Raw genomic sequence first — 21,751 nt, 5'->3', positions numbered from 1 at the left:
TGGTGGGGAGTTCGGGGGCGAGGGTTCGGGGGGGGGGGCGGGCCCGGACTACCAGGCGATGGGCAGCTCGTGGACGCCGTAGATGAGCATCTCGCCGCGGAAGCGGACGTCCTCGAAGGCGGTGGCCAGGCGCAGTTCGGGCAGGCGCCGCAGCAGGGTGTCGAGGGCGATCTGCAGTTCCAGCCGGGCCAGCGGCTGGCCCAGGCACTGGTGGACGCCGAAGCCGAAGGCGAGGTGGCGGCGGGCGTCGCGGGTCAGGTCGAGGCTGTCGCCGTCGGTGAACTGCGCGGTGTCCCGGTTGGCGGTGCTGATCATGCAGACGACGCCCTCGCCGGCCCGGATCCGCACCCCGCCGAGCTCGACGTCCTCGGTGGCGACCCGGGTGAGGCCGGAGTGCACGATGGTCAGGTAGCGCAGCAGTTCCTCGACGGCGCCGGGGACGGCCTCGGGGTGGCGGCGCAGGTGGTCGAGCTGGGCGGGGTGGCGCAGCAGGGCGAGGACGGACAGCGCGGTCATGTTGGCGGTGGTCTCGTGCCCGGCGACCAGCAGCAGCCGGCCCATCGCGCCGATCTCAGCCGTGTTGAGTTCGCCGCGTTCGACCAGGCGGCTGAGGATGCCGTCGTCGGGGTGGGTGCGCTTGGTGTCGGTGAGTTCCTCCAGGTAGTCGGTCAGCCGGGCCTGGGCGGCGATGACGTCCTCGACCGAGGAGTCGCGGCGCAGCAGGACCCGGCTGCACTCCTGGAAGAACTCGTGGTCCTGGTAGGGGACGCCGAGCAGCAGGCAGATGACCAGGGAGGGCAGCGGCAGGGCGAACTCGCGGACCAGGTCGGCCCCGGTGCGGCCCTCGGTCATCCTGTCCAGCAGTTCGTCGGCGATGCGCTGGACCTCGGGGCGCAGCGCCTCGACCTTCTTGATCATGAATTCGCCGGTGAGCATCCGGCGCAGGCGGGCGTGCTCGGGGTCGTCCATCCGGATGAAGACGGGCTGGCCGTTGTTCAGCTGGCGGGCGCCGGCGCTGACGAAGGGGAAGCCGGGGCGGGTGGAGTCGGAGCTGAACCGGGCGTCGGAGAGCACCGCCTTGATGTCCTCGTGGCGGGTGAGCAGCCAGCTGGGGGAACCGTCCCAGAGGGAGATGCGGCTGATCGGCTCGTCCTGCTGGGCCTGCTGGTAGGCCGGCGGCGGGGCGAAGGGGCAGGTGCCGCGGGCGGCGGGGTGGGTGAAGCGGGGGGTCTGTGCGGCGGTGGCCATGGGGGGCTCCCCTCTCGGAGCTGGCTGTGCCGGATGGGTCGGTCCGGTCCGGCCCGCGGTGCCGTGCGGGGCACGCGAGGGTGCGGCCGTGCGGGGCACGCGGGTGCGGCGGGCGTGCGGGCCCGGAGCATTTACGTGCCAAAAGCAACTAACTCGCTGTCACGCTAACTCGCGGTCCGTGGCGGCGAAAGGGCCCATCCGGTGGGCGCCGAATCTGTCCGAAATCCGGTGACCGGTCTGCGCCGCAGCCGGGAGGCGCACCGGCCGCTAAAGTTCCCCCATGTCGGACGCCGCAGACGATCGGACCGCCACCGCGGACACCGCCACCGCAGACCTGGAGGCCGTACTGGCCTCGCTGGCCTACCTGCTGACCCGCTCCCAGGAACACGAGCGCCGCACCGCCAAGGCCGGCATCACCGCCGCACGCTCGGACGTCTACCTGCTGCGCGCCCTCGCCGAGGCCGACGGGCCCAGCCGGGTGGGCGACCTGGCCGCCCGGCTGATGGTCAAGCCCTCCCACGTCACCCGGCAGATCGACCGCCTGGAGGGCCAGCACCTGGTGGCCCGCACCCCCGACGCCCTGGACCGCCGGGCCCGCCGGGTCGCCCTCACCGCCGACGGGCGCGCTCTGCTCGAGCGGCTGAAACAGGCCAACATCACCGGCCTGACCGACGCCCTGGACGGCGTCCCGGAACCGGACGTCGCCGCGACCGTCAGCGTGCTGTGCCACCTGATCGAGCGCTACGTCCAGCGCGTACGGGGCTCACTGCTCTCCGAGGACGACCCCGCTCCCCCGCCTTCGGCCCACGCCGCCCTGCGCGACCCCGTCGAGTCCTGAGCCCGCCCTACTCGGGCCCCGGCTCCCGGTCCCCCGGCGCCGGCTCGGTGCGCCAGCGGGCGCGCAGGACTCCGTCGGCGTCCGGCAGCACCGCGGTGAACAGCGGGCCGCGCTCGCCGGCGTACACCGACAGGACGGCGGCGGCCCGGGCCCCGGACAGCTCGGCGGCCCGCTCCCTGAGATCCTCCGCGTCCGCGACCGTGCCGGTGATCCGGCCGTCGCGGCCCTCCCGGAGGAACTCGACCGGGCCGTCCTCGGGCAGGGCGGCCAGGGCCGCGGCGACGTCGGTGAGCAGTTCCGGCCACACGGCGAGTTGGGCGCGCGGGACCAGCAGGGCGCGCACCGCGTCGACCGCCTCCTCCGCCCTTGTCACCTCCGCCGCCGTCCTCGCCGCCGTACCGTCGCCGAGCCGGTGCCAGCGGGAGGCGTTGTCGGCGGGCACCTCCTCCAGCAGCGCCGCCCGGCCCTCCACCACGTACCGGCGCAGCCGGGCCCAGAACTCCTCGTCGGCGGGGCACTGCTCGCCCGGCTCGTCGTCCTCGGCCTCGTACGGGGAGGCGTCCATCGGTTCCGGGTGGAGGCCCAGCGCGCGGGTGCGCGCCACCGCCGCCGGGCAGGGCGCGTCGCTGCCGACGTAGAGGTACTGGTCCCAGCCGACGTGCACGGCGAAGGCGGGCTCGGGGCCGTACCCGGCGTCGGGCTCGGTCTCCAGGCGGCACCAGGCGCCGCTGTCGCGGAGCATCGCCCGCACCAGTTCCAGGCCGACCGCGACCGGCACCCGGGCGCCGTCGTGGAAGCCGGGGTGGAATCCGGTCGGGTCGGGCGGGAACAGCCCCGCCAGGCCGCCGCCCTCGACCGCCCCGGCACCCACGCCAGCACCACCCTCAATGACCGCACCGCCGCCGACCTCACCCGATACGGCGAGTGCGGTTCGCTGCCCGGGTACCGCTGATTCAGTTCTCGAAGTACCCGAGGGGCTCGATCCGGAAACGGGGGCTCAGCGGAGTCCCATCGCTCGGGGAGAATCGAGTGTCAGACCTTTTCGGAATCTGATTCATAAACGGGACGTGAATCCGACGGTCAAACAATTTTGCCAAGAACTCCGTCATCGGCCCGTGGAACTCGTATACCTCTTCCTTCGCATCCCCGAGCACCACCGTGGACCATGAGTCCGGATCATCCGTGTCAACTCGCCAATGGAATGTCTCGGCGGTCGCTGAGTTACCCCACCTCAGCAGTCCCCCGGGCTCCGGAAAGATGGGGAACGGTTGCTGCTCACGGACAATGGGATGCTGAGTCAGCAGCTCGTTCAGGATATTCGACTGATGCACAAGATCACTGGATGAATCCGCCACCCCCGGAATCAGAACGCCCAGATAGTTGCTCCAGCCGCCCGGACCGAAATGACCAACGTATTCAACATAGTCGAATGGCACTCCAATGCCAAGCTCTCGCTCGACGTCCTGCCAGGGCGCCACAAACCTGCGCGCCTCAGCTAGACCACCGAGCGCCGCCAGTTCTTCGATGAATCCCAAGATCTCCATCTTTCAGTCACACGCAGCTACATGTTGTCGATGGGCACGCTAATATTCAGGCCGCCCGTCCCGCGTGCATTGAACCATATTCGGCGGGGATTCGGATCCGTCTTGTCCCAGTACTCGACCTGAGAGCTGAAATAAACTGTCTGGGAAGGGTTCTGATCGAGCGCCGCTCGAACCTGATCTTCGTAGCTCTTCATAACGACGGAGTTTGCGTTCGTGTAGAGCGGCACCAGATTCCTCATCTCCAACCCTGAGCCACCCAACTGCCTGGCAAGGAGGTGGCCCCGAGCCTGCTTGGTGCCATCCACGAACCCCGGCGGATCATAGGTGCCGGCGGCCGTCGAGCGAGTATCGCCACCGATGATAAAGGTATTCTTGTTCGGATCCGGCATACGCCCCCGGTCCTGATAGTCGATATCTGCGGCATTTAGACAGGCGGTGACACCGGTTGCCCTCCCGGCCTGATCGCGAGGTTGGTAGTAGACCCACGTCTTCCGTGTCGAACGGCATCCCTTTTCGCTGTCCTGCTCGTCAAGTTTAGGGTTGTACGCGATAGCCGCGTCCTGAGGCCACAAGAACAGACCATCATTGGTCACTGCCCCGGGCTGGTACGGATCGAGCAGCGTCTGCCCACCAAGCTCGGGGAGCGGCTTCCCTTGTTGCGTCAGCCCGAGCTCCGGGCCGTTGAGCGGTGTGCCGGAGGGTGCCGTGGTCGAACAGTGCGTGCACTGGACGGGGTCGATCGTATGAGGGTCGACCTTCGGCTGGCTCGGGCTCGTCGACCCGCTGTCGTGCGGCCGTGGGCGATGGTGGCCGGTGGGGGTGTCGCAGCTGCTCCGGGAGAACGGGTTCAGGGCGAGGGCGCCGCCTTCGAAGAGGCCTGTCCAGGGGACGCTGCCGAAGATCTCCGGGATGGCTCCGGCACCGAGCGGGGTGCCGTACAACCCCCATGACGGCATATCGAGCGACCCGCCAGAGTAGCCGAACGGATGCATCGCGTTGTCGAGGCGCTGCTGTTCCAGCATCTGCTGGAGGCTGTACTCCTGACTGGCCGCCAGCCCGAAGTCTTTCTGTGCCCGGTCTGGAAGCGCGACCGGCACATCGGCTGGCGGAGGCGTGGACTCGGCAGGAGGCGTGCGGTCCTGGTCGTCCCCGCCACCACCACCGCCTCCCCACGGGGTTGTTACCGGGAACGGAGCGCAGGCGCGGTGTCCGCTGGGGTCGGCCGCGTTCATCGGGTCGCCGTTGGCGTAGGCGTAGAGGTTGGCGGCCGATGAGGTGCCGGTGGCGAGTTGGGCCGAGTCGCGGCTGGTGAACTCCGCGGTGGTGGGGTCGTACCAGCGGCTGGCAGTGCTGACCTGACCGCTTGCTGGGTCGGTCCAGCCGCCCTGGTACCCGAGCTTGCTGCCGGTCGTCGCCGCGCCGTCCGGCTTGCCCCACGGGTCGTAGGCTCCGGAGCCCGCCATGGCGGTGCCGTTCGCGGTGAACGTACCGACCAGGTCACCGTGGCGGTTGCTGTAGGCGAAGTTGGCGGCGCCGCCGGCGCTGACGGAAACGAGGCCACCGCTGGGCGCCCGACTGTACGTCTCCGTGCCGTCCGTGACGAGGTGACTACTCTCGTCGTCGTATCCGAACGTGCGGCCGGCCGTGGAGGCCAGTCGGCCGAGGGCGTCGTAGGAGTAGGTCTGGCTTCCCTGGGTCACGAGTTCGTCGAACGCGTCGTAGCCGGCGGTGGTGGTCGTACTGCCACTGCTGACGGATGACCTGGTGCCCCGCGGGGTGAACGTGTAGGTGTTGACCCCGGCAGTGAGCAGCTGATTGCGCTGGTTGTAGGTCGCGTTCGTGGCACCCGACTTGGTGAGGTTGCCGTTGTCGTCGTAGTTGTAGGAGGTGGTGCTGTCCCCCTTGTTCCAGATGGACAGCCGCCCGGCTTGGTCGTAGGTGTAGTTGGCGTTCGGCGTGCCGGTGAGCCCGGTCGTGTTCTGGGTCTTCAGACGGCCCGACGAGTAGTAGCCGTACGCCACGGACGCCTTGGTGACGCCGGACGTGCTGAGGGTGTCGCTGGTGAGGTTCTGCTTCCCGTCGTAGGTGAACGACCGGGTCGTGCTGCCGTAGTTGACGGACTGCAGGGTCCCGGACGGGTAGTAGGTGTAGCCGACCGTACTTGCGGTGAGCGGGTCGGCGAACGACTTCAGGCGTCCGGCCGGGTCGTAGCTGAAGTTGGCGGTTCCCGCCGCGTTGGTGCGGGAGCTCAGGAGGCCGTCCGCGTCGTAGGTGAAACTCGCCTGGCCCTGCGGACCGGAGCTGGTCCACAGCAGTCCGCGGTCCTCGTAGCTGAAGGTCTGCGGGCCGTTCGGGGTGGAGACGGAGGTGATCCGCCCGGCGAGGTCGTAGCCGACGTTGCGAGTAGGTGTCGGCGCCTCGCCTCCGCTGCCGCTCTGAGCGGTGATTCGTCCTGCGGGGTCGTAGGCGTTCTGGATCTTCACGCCGCCCGGCTTGAGGACGGTGATCGGCTGCAGGTTCGGATCGTATGCCGTGGTGTAGGTGCGGTCGACGGCGTTCGGGTAGGCGGAGGTCGCCGGTTCGACGGTGGACTCGGCCAGTCCGAGGGTGTTGTAGGTGAAGTAGGTGCTCTGCCCGTTGCCGTCGGTGTAGACGGTGCGGTGACCCGCGGCGTCGTAGCCGAGCGCGGTGGCGATGTTGTGGTTGGCGTCCACCGGCTGGATCTGGCGGACCGCCTGGCCGACTCCGTTGTACTCGGTGCGGCGGGTGTTGCCGTCCGCGTCAGTGGTTGCCAGGGCGTTCCCGTCGGCGTCGTACTGGATGCGGCTCGTCGACACCACCGCCCCGTTCTCGTCGAGGTTGGCGATGCTCAGCGGTCGGCCGGCCTGGTCGTAGGTCGTGGCGGTCGCCCGCCCGCTTCGGCCCGGTGAGTCGGCGGGCGCGGTGGTGCGCACAGGGGCGCCGACGAGGTCGTACGAGGTGGTGCTGGTGTTGCCCAGCGGATCGGTGGTACTGACTCGATCCCCCGCCGCGTCATAGGAGTTGAGAGTGGACTCCCGGTTGGGGGTGATCACGTTGGTCCGGTTGCCGGCGTCGTCGTATCCGAAGCTGCCGGTGTAGACGGCGGGCGTGCCGCCGCTGGCGCCGTGGGAGGTCTGGCGGACCTGCCTGCTGAACGTGACGGGGCGGCCGAGGTCGTCGTACGTCGACAGCACGACGGCACCCGTCGGGTCGGTGACCGACTGGCTCTCACCGTCGAGGTCGTAGCTGTAGAGCCACTTCGGGGTCACTCCGCCGGTGCTCGGCAGGTCCTTCTCGACCAGGTTGCCCAGCTGGTCGTAGACGCTGGTGGTGGTGTTGCCCTTGGCGTCGGTGAGGACCTTGGGACGGCCCATGGCGTCGAAGTCGGCCCGGGTGACGGCGGTGAAGGTGCCGCTGCCGTCGGGGGCGGTGTAGGTGTTGCTCGCGACGGCGAGGTGTTCGCCGGTGGCGTCGAAGGTGTGGGTGGTGGTGGTGACGGCGCCGGTCGGGTCCTTGGTCTCAGCGGTCTCACCGAAGGTGTTGTAGCCGGTGCGGGTCTCGGGGGCGACGGTCAGCGTGAGAGGCTGCCCGGTCGCGGGATTGAAGGTCGTGGTGGGCACCGGTGGTTCGGTGGTGACGACCTGCTGACCCGCGGCATCGTAGAGGTAACTGGCTGTGTAGGCGGCCGGATTGGCGCCGCTGACATTGCCGTTGGGGCTGGTCCGGGTGAGCGGCAGGCCGCGCTGGTCGTAGCTGAACGTGGTGGTGGAGTCCTGCGGCGGGTTCTTGACAGTCTGCGCGGTGACGTTCCCCGCGACGTCGTAGCTGAAGTCACTCTCCCGGGTCTGGGTCCCGTCGGTGATGGTGGAGCGCAGCACGTGGCCGGCCGCGTCGTAGGCGTTGCCGCTGGTGCGGTTGAGTCCGCCGGGGTCGACCGTGGTGCTGGTGGCCCGCCCTGCGGCGTCCCAGGTGTTGGCGACGGTGGTCTTGCCGCCGCCGGTGACGCGCTGGGTGAGGTGCCCGGCCGCGTCGTAGGTGTTCTGCTGCAGGAGGACGTTGCGCAGGGTGCCGTCGAAGGCCTTGGCGACCGGGTCGAAGGTGTGGAACGCGTCGGCGTCGACCTCGGCGACGGTGTTGTCGTCGTTGTAGTAGGTGTGGGTGGAGCGGCCCATCGCGTCGGTCACCTTGGCCAGGCGGCCGGCGGGGTCGTAGGCGCGGGACTCGAGGATCTGCCAGCGGGCGCTGACCGGACTGGTGGGGCTTCCGGTGTAGTTGGTGACGGCTACCTGCTGCAGCCAGCCCATCGGGGCGTAGTCGTAGCTGTAGGTGGTCCCGGCGGCGTCGGTGCTGCTGGCCTTGTTGCCGTACTTGTCGTAGGTGTAGCCGGTCGAGCGGCCGGCCGGGTCGGTGACCTTCGAGAGCTGGCTGGTCGTGCCGGAGTACGCCCAGCTGGTGGTGCGCGGCGCGTCGCCGCCGGTGAGGTCGGCGACGGTCCGGGTGAGGGGGTTGCCGTCGGTGTCGTAGGCGGTCGTGGTCCGGGGGGTGTGGACGGTGCCGGTGACGGCGTCCGTCGTGGCCGGGTCCGTGCGGGTGAGCGGATTGCCCTGGCCGTCCCAGGTGTAGGCGGTGGTGACCTTGGTGGGGGTCTGTCCCTGGCCGCAGTTGGTGCAGGCCTCGGTGCTGGAGGTGAGGTGGCCGAGGTTGTCGTAGGTGTAGGTGGTGACCAGGCCCAGCGGGCTGACGCTCCTGGTGAGGTCGCCGGCCGCGTTGTACGCGTTGACGGTGCTCAGGTTGGCGGGCACCGCCGCCTGGTTGGGGTAGGCGGCGTGGTCGACGTACGGGGACTGGGAGGTGACCAGCCCGGCGGGCTGGGTTCCGGTCGTCGGGTTGCCGTCGCTGCCGACGGCGGCCTCGCTGCCGCTGGTGCGGGCGAGGTAGGAGGTGCGGCCCTGCGGGAAGTCCGCGGTGGCGGGCACGGTGGTGGACAGGAGGTCGCCGGCCGGGTCGTAGCTGTACTGCGTGCGGTAGGTGGCGTCGCCGGACCCGCTGGAGCGGGCGTCGCTGCGGTCGGTCACCGTGTCGTTGACGGCGCCGAGGTGGTCCGTGGTGGCGTCGAGGTAGTAGTGGGCGTAGCTGGTGTGGCAGTGGGTGGTGTCCTGGCAGGTGGTGCGGGAGACCTCGTTGCCCCGGTCGTCGTGGCCGGTGGTGACGGTGTGTCCGTCGGCGTCGGTCACGGTGTGCAGGAAGCCGTTGGTGTCGTACGAGTAGCGGGTGGTGTCGCCCCAGGCGTCGCTGCGGGAGATGAGCTTGGCCGAGTGGGCGTCGTAGCGGTACGCGAGGGTGTTGCCCGTGGGGTCGGTGACGTTGGCGGCGGTGACGGGCGTGGCGGTGCCGCCGTCGCCCATGGCCTTGAAGTGGGCGGCGACCGTGGCGGCGTCGAGGCGGCTGGTGTAGTAGGAGGCTTCCGCGATGCTGCCGGTGAAGTGGTCGCCGCCGCCGGCGGGCCAGCCCCAGCCGGTGGTGGTGCCGGCGCCGAGGTAGACGTACGGGGTGCCGTTGAAGGTGATCTTGCGTCCGCTGGTGTCGGTGGCGCTGGCTTGGCCGTCGATGTAGATGGTCTGGCCGCTGTCGTCGGCGGTGAGGACCACCTGGTGCCACTTGCCGTCGTTGACGGTCCGGTCGGAGGTCATGACGGCGCCCGAGCCCATCCAGAACTCGCCGTGGACGCGGCCGTCGGAGCCGACGTACAGCGCCGGGTTCCAGCTGTGTCCCAGCGGGGAGCCGACGGGGAAGTCCTGGTAGCTGTACAGCGGGCCGCCGCTGGTGGTGTTGAACCACAGCTCCATGCTGGCGGGGCCGTGGGTGGGTGCGGCATCGGCGGGGAGCCGGACCTGCGAGGTGGTGCCGTCGAAGACCGCTGCGCGCTGGTTGCCGTAGTCGTTGGTCGGGCCGTTGGCGTTGAGTGTGACGCTGTTGTAGGTGCCGGCGGTCAGGTCGGGCATGGCGGTGCCGAGTTCGGCGGCCGCGTACCAGGAGCCGGAGGGGTCGTTGAGGCGCCAGTACTGGATCGGTCCGGCCTGGACGACGGCGGCGCGGTAGGCGCCCGCGGCGTCGAGGCCGCCGGTGGTGCCGGGCGTGGTGGCGGCCCGGTAGTGGTCGGCGACCGCGCCGGCGACGAGCGGGTAGCTGTAGATCGAGAAGTCGGCGATGGCGCCGTTGAAGTGGCCGACCTGGTCGGCGGGCGGGTTGGGCCAGCCGCCACCGGTCCAGCCGGCGCCGAGGAAGTCGTAGGCGGAGCCGTTGTAGGTGATGGGCAGCGCCGTGTTGCTGGTGGCGGTGGGCGCGCCGTCGAGGTAGAGGGTCTGGCCGCTGCCGTCGCCGGTCAGGGCGACGTGGTGCCAGTTCCCGTCGGCGACGGCGGTGGTGGAGACCAGGGCGTTGGTGGCCGAGCCGGTCCACAGGGCGCCGTAGAGCTTCTTGTCCGAGCCGATGTAGAGCGCCGGGTTCCAGCGGTCGGTGGAGCCGTTGGGTTTGCCGTCGATCGGGAAGGACTGGTGGCTGTAGAGCACGCCGGGGGCAGTGGTCTTGAACCAGAGCTCGACGGCCGTGCCGCTGTAGGGCTTGGGCGCGGTGTTGGCCGGCAGCTGGACGTAGGAGGTGGTGCCGTTGAAGCCGGTGGCGGTGGAGGTGCCGGACGCCCAGGGGCCGCTCTGGCAGCAGGTGGTGTTGTGGTAGCTGCCGTGGTTCTGCGCCAGTGCCGCGGAGGAGATCACTTCGGTGGCCTGGTTGCCGGTGGTGTCGCCCATGCGCCAGTAGCCGGTGGGGTGGGCGTCGACGACGGCCGCGTCGTACTGGGCGGCGCCGCTGGTGGTGGCCTGCTGGTAGAGGCTGGTGACCGTCCCGCTGTCCAGGCCGCGGGGGAACGCCATGACGTCCGCGATCTGGCCGTTGAAGTGGCCGGAGTCGTCGCTGGGGGCTGCGGGCCAGCCGAGGGAGATGGCGCCCGCGCCGACGAAGACGTGCTCGACGCCGTTGGGGGTGATGCTGCCGGTCAGTGGTCCGGCGCTCTGCGCGCCGTCCACGTAGAGCTGTTGGGTGGTGGGGCTGTCGGCGGAGAGCACGGCGAAGTGCCACTTATTGTCGTTCACCGTGGCGGCGCTGGCCATCGTGTGGGAGGCGTCGCCGGTCCACAGCTGGGCGTGGAGCTTGCCGTCGGTGCCGACGTACAGGGCCGGGTTCCAGTGCAGGCCCGCCTGGGTGTGGGGGGCGTTGACGGGGAAGGACTGGTAGCTGAGCAGGACGCCGGCGCTGCCGGTCCTGAACCAGACCCCGAGCGTTCCCGGGCCGGACTGGGGGGCGTAGGCGGCCGGCAGTTCGGCCCAGGAAGTGCTGCCGTTGAAGGAGGCGGATCCGGTGGAGCCCGTCATCGGTCCGGCGGCGCCGAGTGCGACATCGGAGTACGTGCCATTGTTGGGCGTGGGCCGGGGGCTGTAGACCTGGTTGGAGGCCTGGATCCCCTGGCTCTCCGACAGACGCCAGTATCCGGCGGGCTGGGAGCCCATGACCTGGCCGCGGTACTCCTGGGAGGAGCCGGACACGGTCGGGTTGCCGAGCTTCCAGGTGCCGCCGTTGCCGTCGGTGATCTGGGAGGCGCGGTCCTTGACGGTGTCGTAGGCGGCTGCGAGCCGGGTCTTGCCGGAGGGGAGCTTCAGGCCGGACAGCTCGGTGGAGGGCCGGCTTCCGGCCTGCCACAGGGCCTGGACGGTCGGGGCCCCGAGGGTCCGGTTGTAGAAGGCGACGTCGCTGATGCTGCCGTTGAAGTAGCTGGCCCGGCCGGTGAAGTCGGTGAACGGGCTGTCCTGCCACCAGGCGCTGGTGAAGCCGCCGCCGATGGCTCCGGCGCGCTCCCCCGGTGCGAGGACGGGGCCGGCCAGCGTGTCCTGGGCCTGGCCGTCGAGGTACAGCGTCTGGGTGACGCCGGCGGCCGACAGGACCGCGAAGTGCCACTGGCCGTCATTGACCGCCTTCGACGACTGCATGGGGACGGAGGAACCAGCCCAGAACTTGCCGCGGAGCTTGCCCGACTGGCCGACGTAGAGCGCCGGGGTGTAGTCGCCCGCCGTGGTGCCGCTGCCCGGGAAGTTCTCCGCCTGGTAGCTGAACAGCACGCCCGAGCCGGTGGTCCTGAACCAGAGCCCGACCGACATGTAGGACGAGCTGGACAGCCCGGTCTGCGGCAGCGTCACGTAGCCGCTGCTCCCGTCGAAGGTCGCCGCCGTCGCGGCCGCCGCCGGGCCGGGGGTGCCCAGGGTCACGCCCTGGGCGGAGTAGGTCGCGTTGTCGTTGCCCTGGTTCTCGATCACCTCGCTGGCCGCGGTGGCGCCGGAGGACTCACCGAGGCGCCAGTACGAGGAGGGTCCGGCGTCGAGGACAGCCGAGCGCAGGTGGGAGCCCGGGGTGTAGGTGTAACCGGTGCAGGGCCTGGTCGTGTTGGTTCCGGCCGGCGGGGTGCAGACGCCGTTCAGCTGGTCCGGGTTGCCACTGTCGTAGGTGTAGGTCCAGGTCTGGGCGGTGTTCCAGTCCGTTCCGGTCGTGGGGTCGGTGTAGACCTTGGCGACGTGCCGGTTGTCCGTGGTCCACTCGAAGTGCAGGGACCGGCCCGACGCGGTGTCCTTGACCGTGGTGAGCCTGCCGTTTGCGTAGGTGAGGTCCTGGACGTGGCCGGCCGCGTCGGTGACCCGGGACAGCGCGAAGGCGCTGCCGCTGGGTATGTGGAACTGGTAGACCACACCGTCCTTGGCCGTCAGGTCGAACCCGGCGTCGACCTTGGTCAGGGAGGCGAACTCGCCCGGCGGCGGGGTGAAGACGTTGCCGCTGCCCAGTCCGAAACGTCCGGTGCGGCCGTTGGCGGTGGTCAGCACGACCGCGCCGGTGCCGTCCTGGTCCGGCTGCACCTGCATGTCGAAGGCGGACGTCCAGCCGGCTCCGAAGAGCGTGGAGGTGCGCGGGTCGAGGGAGTTGTACGAGCGGGTCACGGTCAGGGCCGGCCCGACCGTCTTCACGCTCGCGTCCGTCGCGGCGGTGGTGTAGTTGCCCACGTGGGCGTCGAAGTCGTGCCCCGCGCCGTCGCCGGCGGCCCCTCCCAGGTGGGAGGTGATGACGGGCTGCTGCAACTGGGTGGAGAACGTCGCGTTCCCCGACCACGGACTCGCGCCGATGTGGTCACCGGCCATGACGGTCCACTGATAGCTGCTGTTCCAGGCCAGCTTGCCGGCCGGCACGGACCAGGTCTGGCTCGGCTGCCAGCCCGACTCGGCGAGCAGCTGGGAGTCGCCCGAGGCCGGGTTGGTGTAGACGCGGAAGTCGTAGTCCACGCCCGTGCCCGGGTAGTTGTCCGGGTCGTGGCCGCCCGCGTAGAGCTGCGGGGAGAGCGTGCCGACCACGGAGTTGGACAGCGGCACCATGGTGTCGATCTGCGGGTTGACGTTCTTGGCGGCCACCCACGTGCAGGTGTGGTACGGGATGCCGAAGTCGTCCTTGAGCGAGTACGTGCCGTTGACCACGCCGTCCCAGCACAGCTGGTAGCTGCTCCCCGGTGCCATCGGCGGGATGGTGGCGGTGAAGGTCACGGTGTCGCCCGTCTTGACCAGCCCCGGAACGCCCGTGGTGGTGCCCGCACCCGGCCAGTACTCGTGCCAGTTCGCGTCGAAGAACCTCGGCTTGACCCGCATGCTGTTGGAGTTCCACCAGTTCGCGGCGAGATTGGTCATGGTGACCTGCTGCGAGCCCGGGGTGACGGCGGTGGGCTGGATGTAGTCCCCGGGGATGGAGTAGTCGGCGGCCCAGTCGACGTAGGTGAGCTTCAGGAACGGCGGGTGCTGGGTGTTGACGCTGTCGAACTGCTTCCAGGCCTGGATGTCGCTGGTGTCGGAGGTGAGCGCGAAGCCGTAGTTGCCGGCGCCGTGGGTCCAGCCGTTGACGAGCTGGACGCCGGCGGTGGTCGGGTCGCCGCCGAGGTTGAACGGCACCGTGACGGGCGAGCCGGGGCAGTAGCTGCTGTTGGGCGCCTGGAAGTTGGCGGAGGCGAGCACCGCGGGGTCGTAGGGCACCTGGGAGAAGTTGTTGACACTGCCCGGGTCCCAGGCGGAGGTGATGGCGTGCACGGCGACGTCGCGAGACTGGCAGCCGCCGCTCCAGATGGCGTTCAGGTCCAGCTCGGCCTTCTGGACGTACATGTTGCCCAGGTTCGAGCCGAGGGAGTCGAAGACGAGGTAGCTGGCGTCGTAGGACGCTCCCCCGTTGTAGCTGCCGGTCTTGAGGCTGTTCTCGCTCGCGTGGTTGGTGGCGCTGTTCGACACGATGTAGGTGGAACGCGTGCCGTTGATCTGGCCGGTGGGGTCCACCTTGACCGGGAAGACCCGCTTGGGGTCCTTCAACCAGGCCGTGTCGAGGTCCATTTGCAGGGCCGACTTGCCGTCCACGGTGGTCAGCTTGTAGGTGACGGCGTCGGAGGTGGCCCCTTCGCCGGAGTGCGGGTCGAGTGCCGAGTCCTCCATGTACCCGTGCGGGATGGTCATCCGGACCTTGCCGGCCTCGTCGGTGAAGCGGACGTTGCCGGAGGAGTCCAGGGAGGCGGACAGTCCCGTGGTGTTCAGCGGGAACACCCAGGTGGTCGGGGCAGAGGTGCTGTGCAGGACCAGCGATTCCTTGATGCCCTGCGCGAGGGTGTTGTAGACGACGTCGGAGTCCGCGAGCGCCGCGGGGTAGGTCAGCGTGTTCGCCGCGGCGGTGGCCGCGACCGGCTTGGCGCCCCGGAGCGTGTAGGAGATGCGGTGGCCGGTGTCCAGGGTCCAGTCGATCAGCGCGCTGCCGTCGGCGCTCGGGGAGAAGCTGAGCGCCTGGTCGTTGGCGGCCTCGGCCCACCTGCCGTCCCGGCCCCGGGACAGGCCTGTGTCGATGTTCTCCCAGGTGCCGTCGGGCTTCCGGAAGTGGACGGGCTGGCTGTAGACGCGCATCGTCTTGGTGCCGTCGGGGTTCTCGAAGACCGAGGTGGTGGAGGTCCTGGCCCCGGTGACCTCGGTGGCCCCGGCGTCCGGGTCGGTCGGGCCCACCCAGCCGGCCGGCGAGTCCTTGGTCGGCGTGACCTTCCCGGTGGCGGCCTCGCCCTGGCTCTTCGGCGAGCCGTCCGGACCGGTCGCCTGGGGCCTGGGCAGCACGGGGGGCGTCGTCTGCTTGCCCTTCACCAGCTCCGGGGCGACCGGTGCGTGGGGCTTGCCGCCGTCCTGGCTGTCCGTCTTCTCGGCTGCCTCGCCGGGAGCGGGCACGTGCCCGGCTGCCACACCGGCGGCCTCGTGACGCGAGGTCTCGTTCGCACCGACCTGGTGCCCCTGCCCAGTGGCATCGTCAGAACGCTGCTGCGGAACTCGGGGGGCCTGTGCCGACACGGCCGGTGTCGGGGCATGCGCCTGGGCGAAGGCCTCCGCGGGCTGGAGTGCCACCGCCTGCAGCAGGGACAACGACAACAGCGCAACGGGCCAACGTCGCCTCGGAACGGACGTGCGGTCCGAGCCGGTTGCTCCGCTCCACGCACGACGGGCCGCACGCAGGGGATTGCTTCCGCCCCCCAGGCGCGACGTCTTCTGCGATTCACGGCGTGACAAGCGGCGCACGGCCGACCCTCCAGGAAAACGAGTCCGAGACCCCCCATCGGGCAGGCCGATAGATCTTCTATCGACCACGACCGCTTCCGGTCCAGCGTTCAACTGCCACCCGGCATCCGAGATGCCGGGCTATCTCCCGCTTTGCCTTCAAATGGCCCTGGCAAAAGTTCCGCAAAGCGCGGCCCTGACGCCTGATCACGAGGCCGCGGGGAAGGCGCATGTGTATAAGATCGCCACCGATCTAGGCATCTCCATGCCTTCTTGAGTTACCGTCACTCCGCCCCAGGAGCAGCACCCATGGCCGCAATACGCCGGTTTTTCAACGCCTGTGGTGTTGCCGTATTCACCGTGTCCGCCCTGGTCTCCGGAACGCCCGCGAGCAATGCCGAGAGCATCCGCTCCAGTGAATGGCCGCTGGACGCGGAGCACTTCAAGGCAGACCGGGTCTGGTCGATCAGCCGCGGCGCCGGAACGACGGTCGCCGTCGTCGACAGCGGGGTCTCGGCCTCGCATCCCGACCTGGCCGGACAGGTCCTTCCCGGCGCCGGCCTGATCGGTGACGGTGACGACGGCCGGACGGACACCTCGGGCGAATCCCACGGAACCGCCATCGCCGGCATCATCGCCGGCACCGGTGGCCCGGCTCCCGGTGAGGGCATGACGGGCCTCGCGCCGGACGCGAAGATCCTCCCAGTCCGCGTCGGCACCGGCAACCAGATCTCCGCACCGATGGTCGCGCGTGGCATCGTCTGGGCGGCGGACCACGGTGCGCGGGTCATCAACGTCTCCCTCGGCGCGCCCGATCCGGACCCGCTGCTCAAACAGGCCGTCACCTACGCGATGGGCAAGGACGCCGTCGTCGTCGCCTCCGCCGGCAACGAGGGCGACCGGGGGAACCCTCCGATGTATCCGGCGGCTTTCCCCGGAGTCGTGTCGGTTTCCGGAGTCGACGAGAGCGGAGGTTTCTGGAAGGCCAGCGAATCCGGCCGCGGCATCGTCGTCGCGGCACCCGCCGCCGAGATCTACTCGACCAATAACCAAGGCCGATACGTGAAGGCCGACGGCACGAGCTACGCGGCGGCCTATGTTTCGGCCACTGCCGCACTCATCCGCTCGGCACATCCGGATTTGACGGCGGGACAGGTGATCCACCGCCTCATCACCACGACAGTCGAACGAAACAAAAGCCCCGACCCGAGACTCGGTTTCGGCAGGGTCGACCCGGTCGCGGCGCTTTCCTCCACGGACGACGGAGAGCGTGAGAACCCCCTTCTTCGCGAATCGCACGATTCAACCGGCGCCGGATCCGGTTCGGATTCCGGCTTGTTCGTCGCTATAGCCTCAGGCACCGCAATCACCCTGGCCATCGGCGCCGCAGCCGTCCTGTGGCACAGGTCCCGCAGTCGCGGAAGCACCCGGAAGGCCGCGCGAAACCTGCCTGCGGTGACGGCGACCGGCAAGTCCGCCCGGCCGGGCCCCCGTTCACGCACCGCGTCCAACACATCCCGTTCCAAGCGGAACAGCTGACCGGTTTCCCGCTCTCAGGAGGGCCCCGTCCCATGCCACTTCGCCTCCGTCCACGCCGCCCGGCCCTGGTCGTTTCCGTCCTGGGCATTGCCACCGCTGCCGTGCTCGGCTGTCTGCTGTTCACCAGTAACAGCTCCCCCCGTGCGACCGCTGCCAAGGCGGACGACGTCTCGGGGCGGGCGAGCGCCTGCCTGGCGGCGGACAGCGCGAGCTCGACCGGCGGCGGCACCGTTGCCGGGATCTGGTCCGCCATGCAGTCGGCCGGAACACAGCACGGCACCAACGTCCAGCAGATGATCGAACCGGCGACCACGGCGGAACAGGCCGCTCCGCACCTCGCGGGACTGCTCGTCCAGCACTGCGATCTGATCGTCACCGTCGGCGCGCCCTTCGGCCGGGCGACGACCGGCCTCGCCTCGGCCGCGCCGTCCGTCCCGATCATCGCCGTCGACTCGATGCTGTCCTCCTCGCCCGCCAACGTCACCCTCCTGACGGGCTCCGACGCCGCGGCACGGATCGCCGAGCGGGTCAACAGCCTTCAGCGGCACACCGCGCGGTCCTGAGGTACCGCGCGGGGCGGGCGGTCAGGGGAGGGGGACGGCGGCCGCGGCGGCTTCGGCGGTGTTGGCGTGGTGGGCGGCCTGGCGGGTGACGGGGAGCCAGGTGGGGCGGAAGCGGTGGCGGTAGTGGGCGCACCAGGTGTCGAGGAGGGCGGCGGGGCGGGGGTCCTGGGCGGGGATGGCGCGGCGCAGCAGGGCGGCGGCGCGGACCGGGATGCGGTGGGCCCACAGGTCGATGCCGGCCAGGTGGGCGCGGGTGAGCGGGGGCGGTGCCGGGCGGGGGCCCTCGGGGGTGCGCGGGTCCCAGGCGTCGGCGAGTTGGCGCAGTGCGGTGAGCTGGGTGCGGGTGGCGCGCAGCAGCGGGGTGTCGTGCGGGTCCTCGTGCGGGGGGAGGGCGGTCAGTAGGGCGGTGAGCTGTCGGCCGCGCTCGCGCAGGTGGTCGGCGGCGGCGCGCAGGTGGCGGTCGGCGTCCTGGGCGGGGACGGGGGCGTCGTCGCCGAGGTGGTGGCTGGTCCAGGCGGGCACCTCGACGACGACGGTGCGCCCGCCGTGGCGCCGGGGGGCGAACCAGGTGGCGGCCCGGGCGCCGCCCCGGGCCTCGTCCTGGTCGGTGAGCATGCCGGTGGTGTTCTCCTGGGTGTCGATGTGCTCGGGCTCCATCAGGAAGACGCCGGGGCTGACGGCGGGCAGCCGGTGGGTGTCGAAGGAGCCGGTCTCCACCGGGATGCCGAGGGCGGCGGCGGAGCGGGTGAAGGGGGCGGCGAGGGCGGTCGGGTCGGCGGTGGCCTGGAGGAAGGTGCCGCCGACGTCCGCGGTGTGCAGGGAGAGCTGGAGGGCGGGCCGCAGTTCGTCGATCAGGTCGAGCAGGATCCGGCTCTCGGGGAGGCGGCCGCCGATCGCCGGGGCCCATTCGGGCTGCTCCTCGGCGGCGGGGCGGTAGTAGCCGGCGAAGTAGGCGGGCAGGGTGCGGGCGAGCAGGCCGCCGCCGGCCAGGTGGGCGCCGTCGGGGTCGAGGCAGAGCAGCAGGTGCCAGGTGGTGGCCGGGTGCCGGGCGGGGCGGGCCAGGGCCCGGTGGGCGAGTTCGACGAGGCCGGCGCGGCCGGAGAACTCGTCGGCGTGGGCGCCGGAGACGACCAGGACGTCGGCGCCGGGGCGGGGGCCGTCGGCGGGGCGGGGGTCGGCGGGGCCGATCGAGAGGAGCTGGAGGGGGCGCCCGGCCCGGGAGGTGCCGAGGGTGCGCAGCCGGCAGCGTCCGGGGTGGCGGGCGGCCAGGTGGTGGGCGGTGGCGGTGAGCTCGTCGAGCGTGGGGTAGCGGTCGTGGAGCAGGATCGCCCTGCCCGCGGCGGTCGAGGTGTCGGTCAGCATCGGTCCCCTGCCCTGGTGTCCGGAGGTGGTATTGGATCCGATCGGGTACGGGTCCGTCCAGGGCGCCGGGCGGGGTGGTGCGAGGTGCTCCGGACAGGGGGCACCGTGTGTTATCGACAGATCCCTTACTGTCATATGCTTGTTATATTTGCTGGTCAGGTGGGGGCGTTGGTGGACTTCCGGTTGTTGGGCTCGGTGGCCGTGGTGACCGCGGACGGGCGGGAGCTCGCCCTCGGCTCGCCCAAACGCCGCAGCCTGCTGGCCACGCTGGCGCTGAACCCCGGCGCGCCGGTCGGCATCGACCGGCTGACCGAGGCCCTCTGGGAGGAGGAGCCGCCCCGGCACGCCCGCACCGTCATCCACAACCACGTCTCCGGGCTGCGCGCGGTCCTGGCCGAGCACCGGGCCCCCGAGGCCGGGGTCGAGCTGGCCACCGACGGCAGCGGTGGCAGCGGCGGCTACCTGCTGCGGGTGCCCGAGGCGGCGGTGGACGCCCGGCGCTTCGAACGGCTCGTCCAGGAGGCCGGCGCCGCCCGTGAGCCCGACCGGGCGGTGACGGCCCTGCGGGAAGCGCTCGCGCTGTGGCGCGGACCCGCGCTCGCCGGCACCGAGCCCAGCCTGCCGCTGCAGTGCGCCGCCCGGGCGCTGGAGGAGCTGCGGCTGTCCGCCGTGGAGGAGCTGGCCCGCGCCCACGGGCGGCTCGGCGACCACGGCGCGGCTGCGGGCGTGCTGGCCGCCGAGGCCGCGCTCAATCCGCTGCGGGAGTCGCTGGTCGCCGCGCTGGTGACGGCTCTCGGCCGGGCCGGACGGCGCCCGGAGGCGCTGGAGTGGTTCCACCGCGCCCGCCGCACCCTGGCCGAGCAGCTGGGCATCGACCCCGGGGCGGAGCTCACCGAGGCCCACGAGCTGGTGCTGCTCGGCGACGTGGCACCGGGGCCCGCGACGGCATCCGGGCCCGCGACGACGCCCGCCCCCGCGCCGGTCCCCGCCCCCGCCCCCGTGCCGGCGGAGCCCGTCCCCGCGCCGTGGCCCTTCCCCCGGCGGCCCCGGGGGTTCTCCGGGCGCGAGGACGAGCTGGCCGCGCTCGACCGGGCCGCCCGCGCCCCCGGCGCCATCACCGTCGTCACCGGCGGGGCCGGGGTCGGCAAGACCGCCCTCGCCGTGCACTGGGCGCACCGGCGCCAGGCCGACTTCCCCGACGGGCGGCTGTTCGTCGACCTGTGCGGGCACAGTCCGCTGCCCGAACGCGCCACCGGCGCGGTGCTGCGCGAACTGCTGCTCGCCCTCGGCCTGCCCGCGGAGCAGATGCCCTCCTCCCCCGAGGCGCTGGCCGCCCGCTACCGGGAGCTGACCGCCGGGCGCCGGATGCTCATCGTGCTCGACAACGCCCGCCGCTCCGAGCAGGTCCGCCCGCTGCTGCCCGACGGGGACGGCTGCGTCACCCTGGTGACCAGCCGCGACCGGCTCGGCGGGCTGGTCGCCTCGGACGCCGCCCGACCCGTCCCGCTGGCCGAACTGTCCGCCCCGCAGTCCGTCAGCCTGCTCGCCACCACCCTGGGCCCCGACCTGGGCCCCGACCTGGTCGGCGCCGAGCCCGAGGCCGCCGCCCGGCTCGCCCGGCTGTGCGACGGGCTGCCGCTCGCCCTGCGCCTGGCCGCCGCCCGCCTCGCCACCTGCCCGCACCAGGGGCTTGCCGCGCTCGCCGACGAACTCGCCGACGAGCAGGGCCGGTTGGGGCTGCTGGAGGTGGAGGACACCAGTGTCGCCGCCGCCCTGGCGCTGACCGTCCAGCACCTGTCCACCCCCGCCCGCCGGCTGTTCCGCCGCCTGGGCACCCACACCGGCACCACCCTCGACAGCCGCACCGCCGCCGCCCTCGCCGACGTCGAACTGCCCCACGTCGCGGGCGCGTTGGGGCAGCTGGCCACCGCCCACCTGGTGGTCGAGATCGACCGGGACGCCTACACCCTGCACGACCTGGTGCGCCTCTACGCCCGCAGCCTGCGCACCCCGCCCGAGGAGGACGACTCCGACACCCTGCCCCGGCTCCTCGACCACCTGCTGAACACCCTGCTCGCCGCGAGCGCCGCCGCCGAGCCCGGCAGCGAACCGTGCTGCGAGCTGCCCGCCGGGGCCCGGCGGCCCGTCGAGGTGCGCCCCTTCCCCGACCGGGCGAGCGCCCTGGCCTGGTACGCCGCCGAACGCGACACCCTGCGCGGCGCGGTCGAGGCGGCGGTCGGGGCCGGACTGCACGACCGGGCCTGGCGGCTGGTGCTGCTGCAGTGGCCGCTGATCGTGTGGCAGGTCCGGGACGGCTGGGTGCCGCTGCTCGAACACGGGCTCGCCGCCGCCGAGGCCGACCTCGACCCCGGCGCCCAGTCCCGGGCCCGGGCCCTGCTCGGCTGGGTGCTGCTGGAGGAGGGCCGGCCCGAGCAGGCCCTGGTCCACCTCGAACGGGCCCCCGGCCTGGCCGCCCTGGCCGGCGACCGCAGCGCCCAGGCCGTCGCCCTGGTCAACCTCGCCGCCGCGCTCGCCCGCTACGGCCGGCCCGGGTCCGGGAACGTCCCCGCCCGGGTGCGGGACCTGCTGGGCAGCGCCCTCGCCCTGGCCGAACAGGCCGGCCGCGCCGACCTCGTCGCCCTCGCCCGCCAGCACCTCGCCGACACCTGCCTGGCCGGCGGCGACCCCGAGGCGGCCGCCCACCACGCCGCCTGCGGCCTCGCCGTGGCCGAACCGCCCTTCCCGGCCGCCCGCCGGGTCGTCCTGCAGACCCTGTACGGCCGCGCCCTGGCCGCCAGCGGCCGCCGCGCGGAGGCCACCCGCCACCTCGACGCCGCCCTGCTCGCCGCCCGCGCCCACCAGTACGACGAGGGCGAGGCCGCCGCCCGGGCCGCCCTGCGGGCCCTGTCCGGCGGCGCGGGCGCGGCCCGCGGACACCACCCGGGGCCCGACCGGCGCTGCTGACGGCGGCGCAGCGGCCCGTGCCCG

At 71.6% G+C, this 21,751-nt stretch carries 9 protein-coding genes; 4 read left to right on the top strand and 5 right to left on the bottom strand.

Annotated elements, in window-relative coordinates; all coding sequences use genetic code 11:
- Positions 1-48 precede the first annotated feature (48 nt).
- On the bottom strand, positions 49-1,248 hold the full coding sequence (locus ACFXPX_RS07350) for a cytochrome P450 (protein ID WP_375895757.1): 1,200 nt from the start codon (positions 1,246-1,248) through the stop codon (positions 49-51).
- Positions 1,249-1,528: 280 nt separating this feature from the next.
- Here ACFXPX_RS07350 and ACFXPX_RS07345 point away from each other — a divergent pair, with 280 nt between their 5' ends.
- Positions 1,529-2,086 carry a MarR family winged helix-turn-helix transcriptional regulator gene (locus ACFXPX_RS07345; protein ID WP_380525322.1) on the top strand — a complete coding sequence of 186 codons (558 nt, stop codon included), beginning with the start codon at positions 1,529-1,531 and terminating at the stop codon, positions 2,084-2,086.
- Between the two features lie 7 nt (positions 2,087-2,093).
- Here the strand turns inward: ACFXPX_RS07345 and ACFXPX_RS07340 are convergent, their stop codons facing one another.
- The 3 genes from ACFXPX_RS07340 to ACFXPX_RS07330 form a co-directional block, all read right to left on the bottom strand.
- Complete coding sequence (locus ACFXPX_RS07340) at positions 2,094-2,957, bottom strand: RNA-binding protein (RefSeq protein WP_380640004.1); 864 nt, start codon at positions 2,955-2,957, stop codon at positions 2,094-2,096.
- An 82-nt stretch (positions 2,958-3,039) separates the two neighbouring features.
- A complete protein-coding gene (locus ACFXPX_RS07335; RefSeq protein WP_380640002.1) occupies positions 3,040-3,621 on the bottom strand; it encodes a hypothetical protein in 582 nt (193 codons plus the stop codon).
- Positions 3,622-3,647: 26 nt separating this feature from the next.
- Positions 3,648-14,990 carry a LamG-like jellyroll fold domain-containing protein gene (locus ACFXPX_RS07330; protein ID WP_380640000.1) on the bottom strand — a complete coding sequence of 3,781 codons (11,343 nt, stop codon included), beginning with the start codon at positions 14,988-14,990 and terminating at the stop codon, positions 3,648-3,650.
- A gap of 618 nt (positions 14,991-15,608) precedes the next feature.
- Between ACFXPX_RS07330 and mycP the strand changes: the two genes are divergently transcribed.
- Both mycP and ACFXPX_RS07320 read left to right on the top strand, forming a co-directional pair.
- The gene (gene mycP / locus ACFXPX_RS07325) at positions 15,609-16,838 is read left to right on the top strand and encodes a type VII secretion-associated serine protease mycosin (RefSeq protein ID WP_380639998.1); all 1,230 of its coding nucleotides are present in this window, start codon (positions 15,609-15,611) and stop codon (positions 16,836-16,838) included.
- A 32-nt stretch (positions 16,839-16,870) separates the two neighbouring features.
- Complete coding sequence (locus ACFXPX_RS07320) at positions 16,871-17,401, top strand: hypothetical protein (RefSeq protein ID WP_380639996.1); 531 nt, start codon at positions 16,871-16,873, stop codon at positions 17,399-17,401.
- 21 nt (positions 17,402-17,422) lie between these two features.
- Here the strand turns inward: ACFXPX_RS07320 and ACFXPX_RS07315 are convergent, their stop codons facing one another.
- Positions 17,423-18,763: a M14 family zinc carboxypeptidase gene (locus ACFXPX_RS07315; protein WP_380525321.1), complete on the bottom strand. Its 1,341-nt coding sequence runs from the start codon at positions 18,761-18,763 to the stop codon at positions 17,423-17,425.
- Positions 18,764-18,922: 159 nt separating this feature from the next.
- Here ACFXPX_RS07315 and ACFXPX_RS07310 point away from each other — a divergent pair, with 159 nt between their 5' ends.
- Complete coding sequence (locus ACFXPX_RS07310; RefSeq protein WP_380639994.1) at positions 18,923-21,727, top strand: BTAD domain-containing putative transcriptional regulator; 2,805 nt, start codon at positions 18,923-18,925, stop codon at positions 21,725-21,727.
- The last annotated feature ends 24 nt before the right edge of the window (positions 21,728-21,751 follow it).

This window comes from Kitasatospora sp. NPDC059146 (assembly GCF_042786665.1).
Classification (GTDB): Bacteria; Actinomycetota; Actinomycetes; order Streptomycetales; family Streptomycetaceae; genus Kitasatospora.
The sequence above is the reverse complement of the archived record's forward strand: the minus strand, read 5'-3'. Positions and strand labels throughout refer to the sequence as shown.

Bases quoted from the DNA above. Each gene is read 5' to 3' on its own strand.
- ACFXPX_RS07350 (WP_375895757.1), bottom strand. From the start codon at position 1,248: ATGGCCACCGCCGCACAGACCCCCCGCTTCACCCACCCCGCCGCCCGC.
- ACFXPX_RS07345 (WP_380525322.1), top strand. From the start codon at position 1,529: ATGTCGGACGCCGCAGACGATCGGACCGCCACCGCGGACACCGCCACC.
- mycP (WP_380639998.1), top strand. From the start codon at position 15,609: ATGGCCGCAATACGCCGGTTTTTCAACGCCTGTGGTGTTGCCGTATTC.
- ACFXPX_RS07320 (WP_380639996.1), top strand. From the start codon at position 16,871: ATGCCACTTCGCCTCCGTCCACGCCGCCCGGCCCTGGTCGTTTCCGTC.
- ACFXPX_RS07315 (WP_380525321.1), bottom strand. From the start codon at position 18,763: ATGCTGACCGACACCTCGACCGCCGCGGGCAGGGCGATCCTGCTCCAC.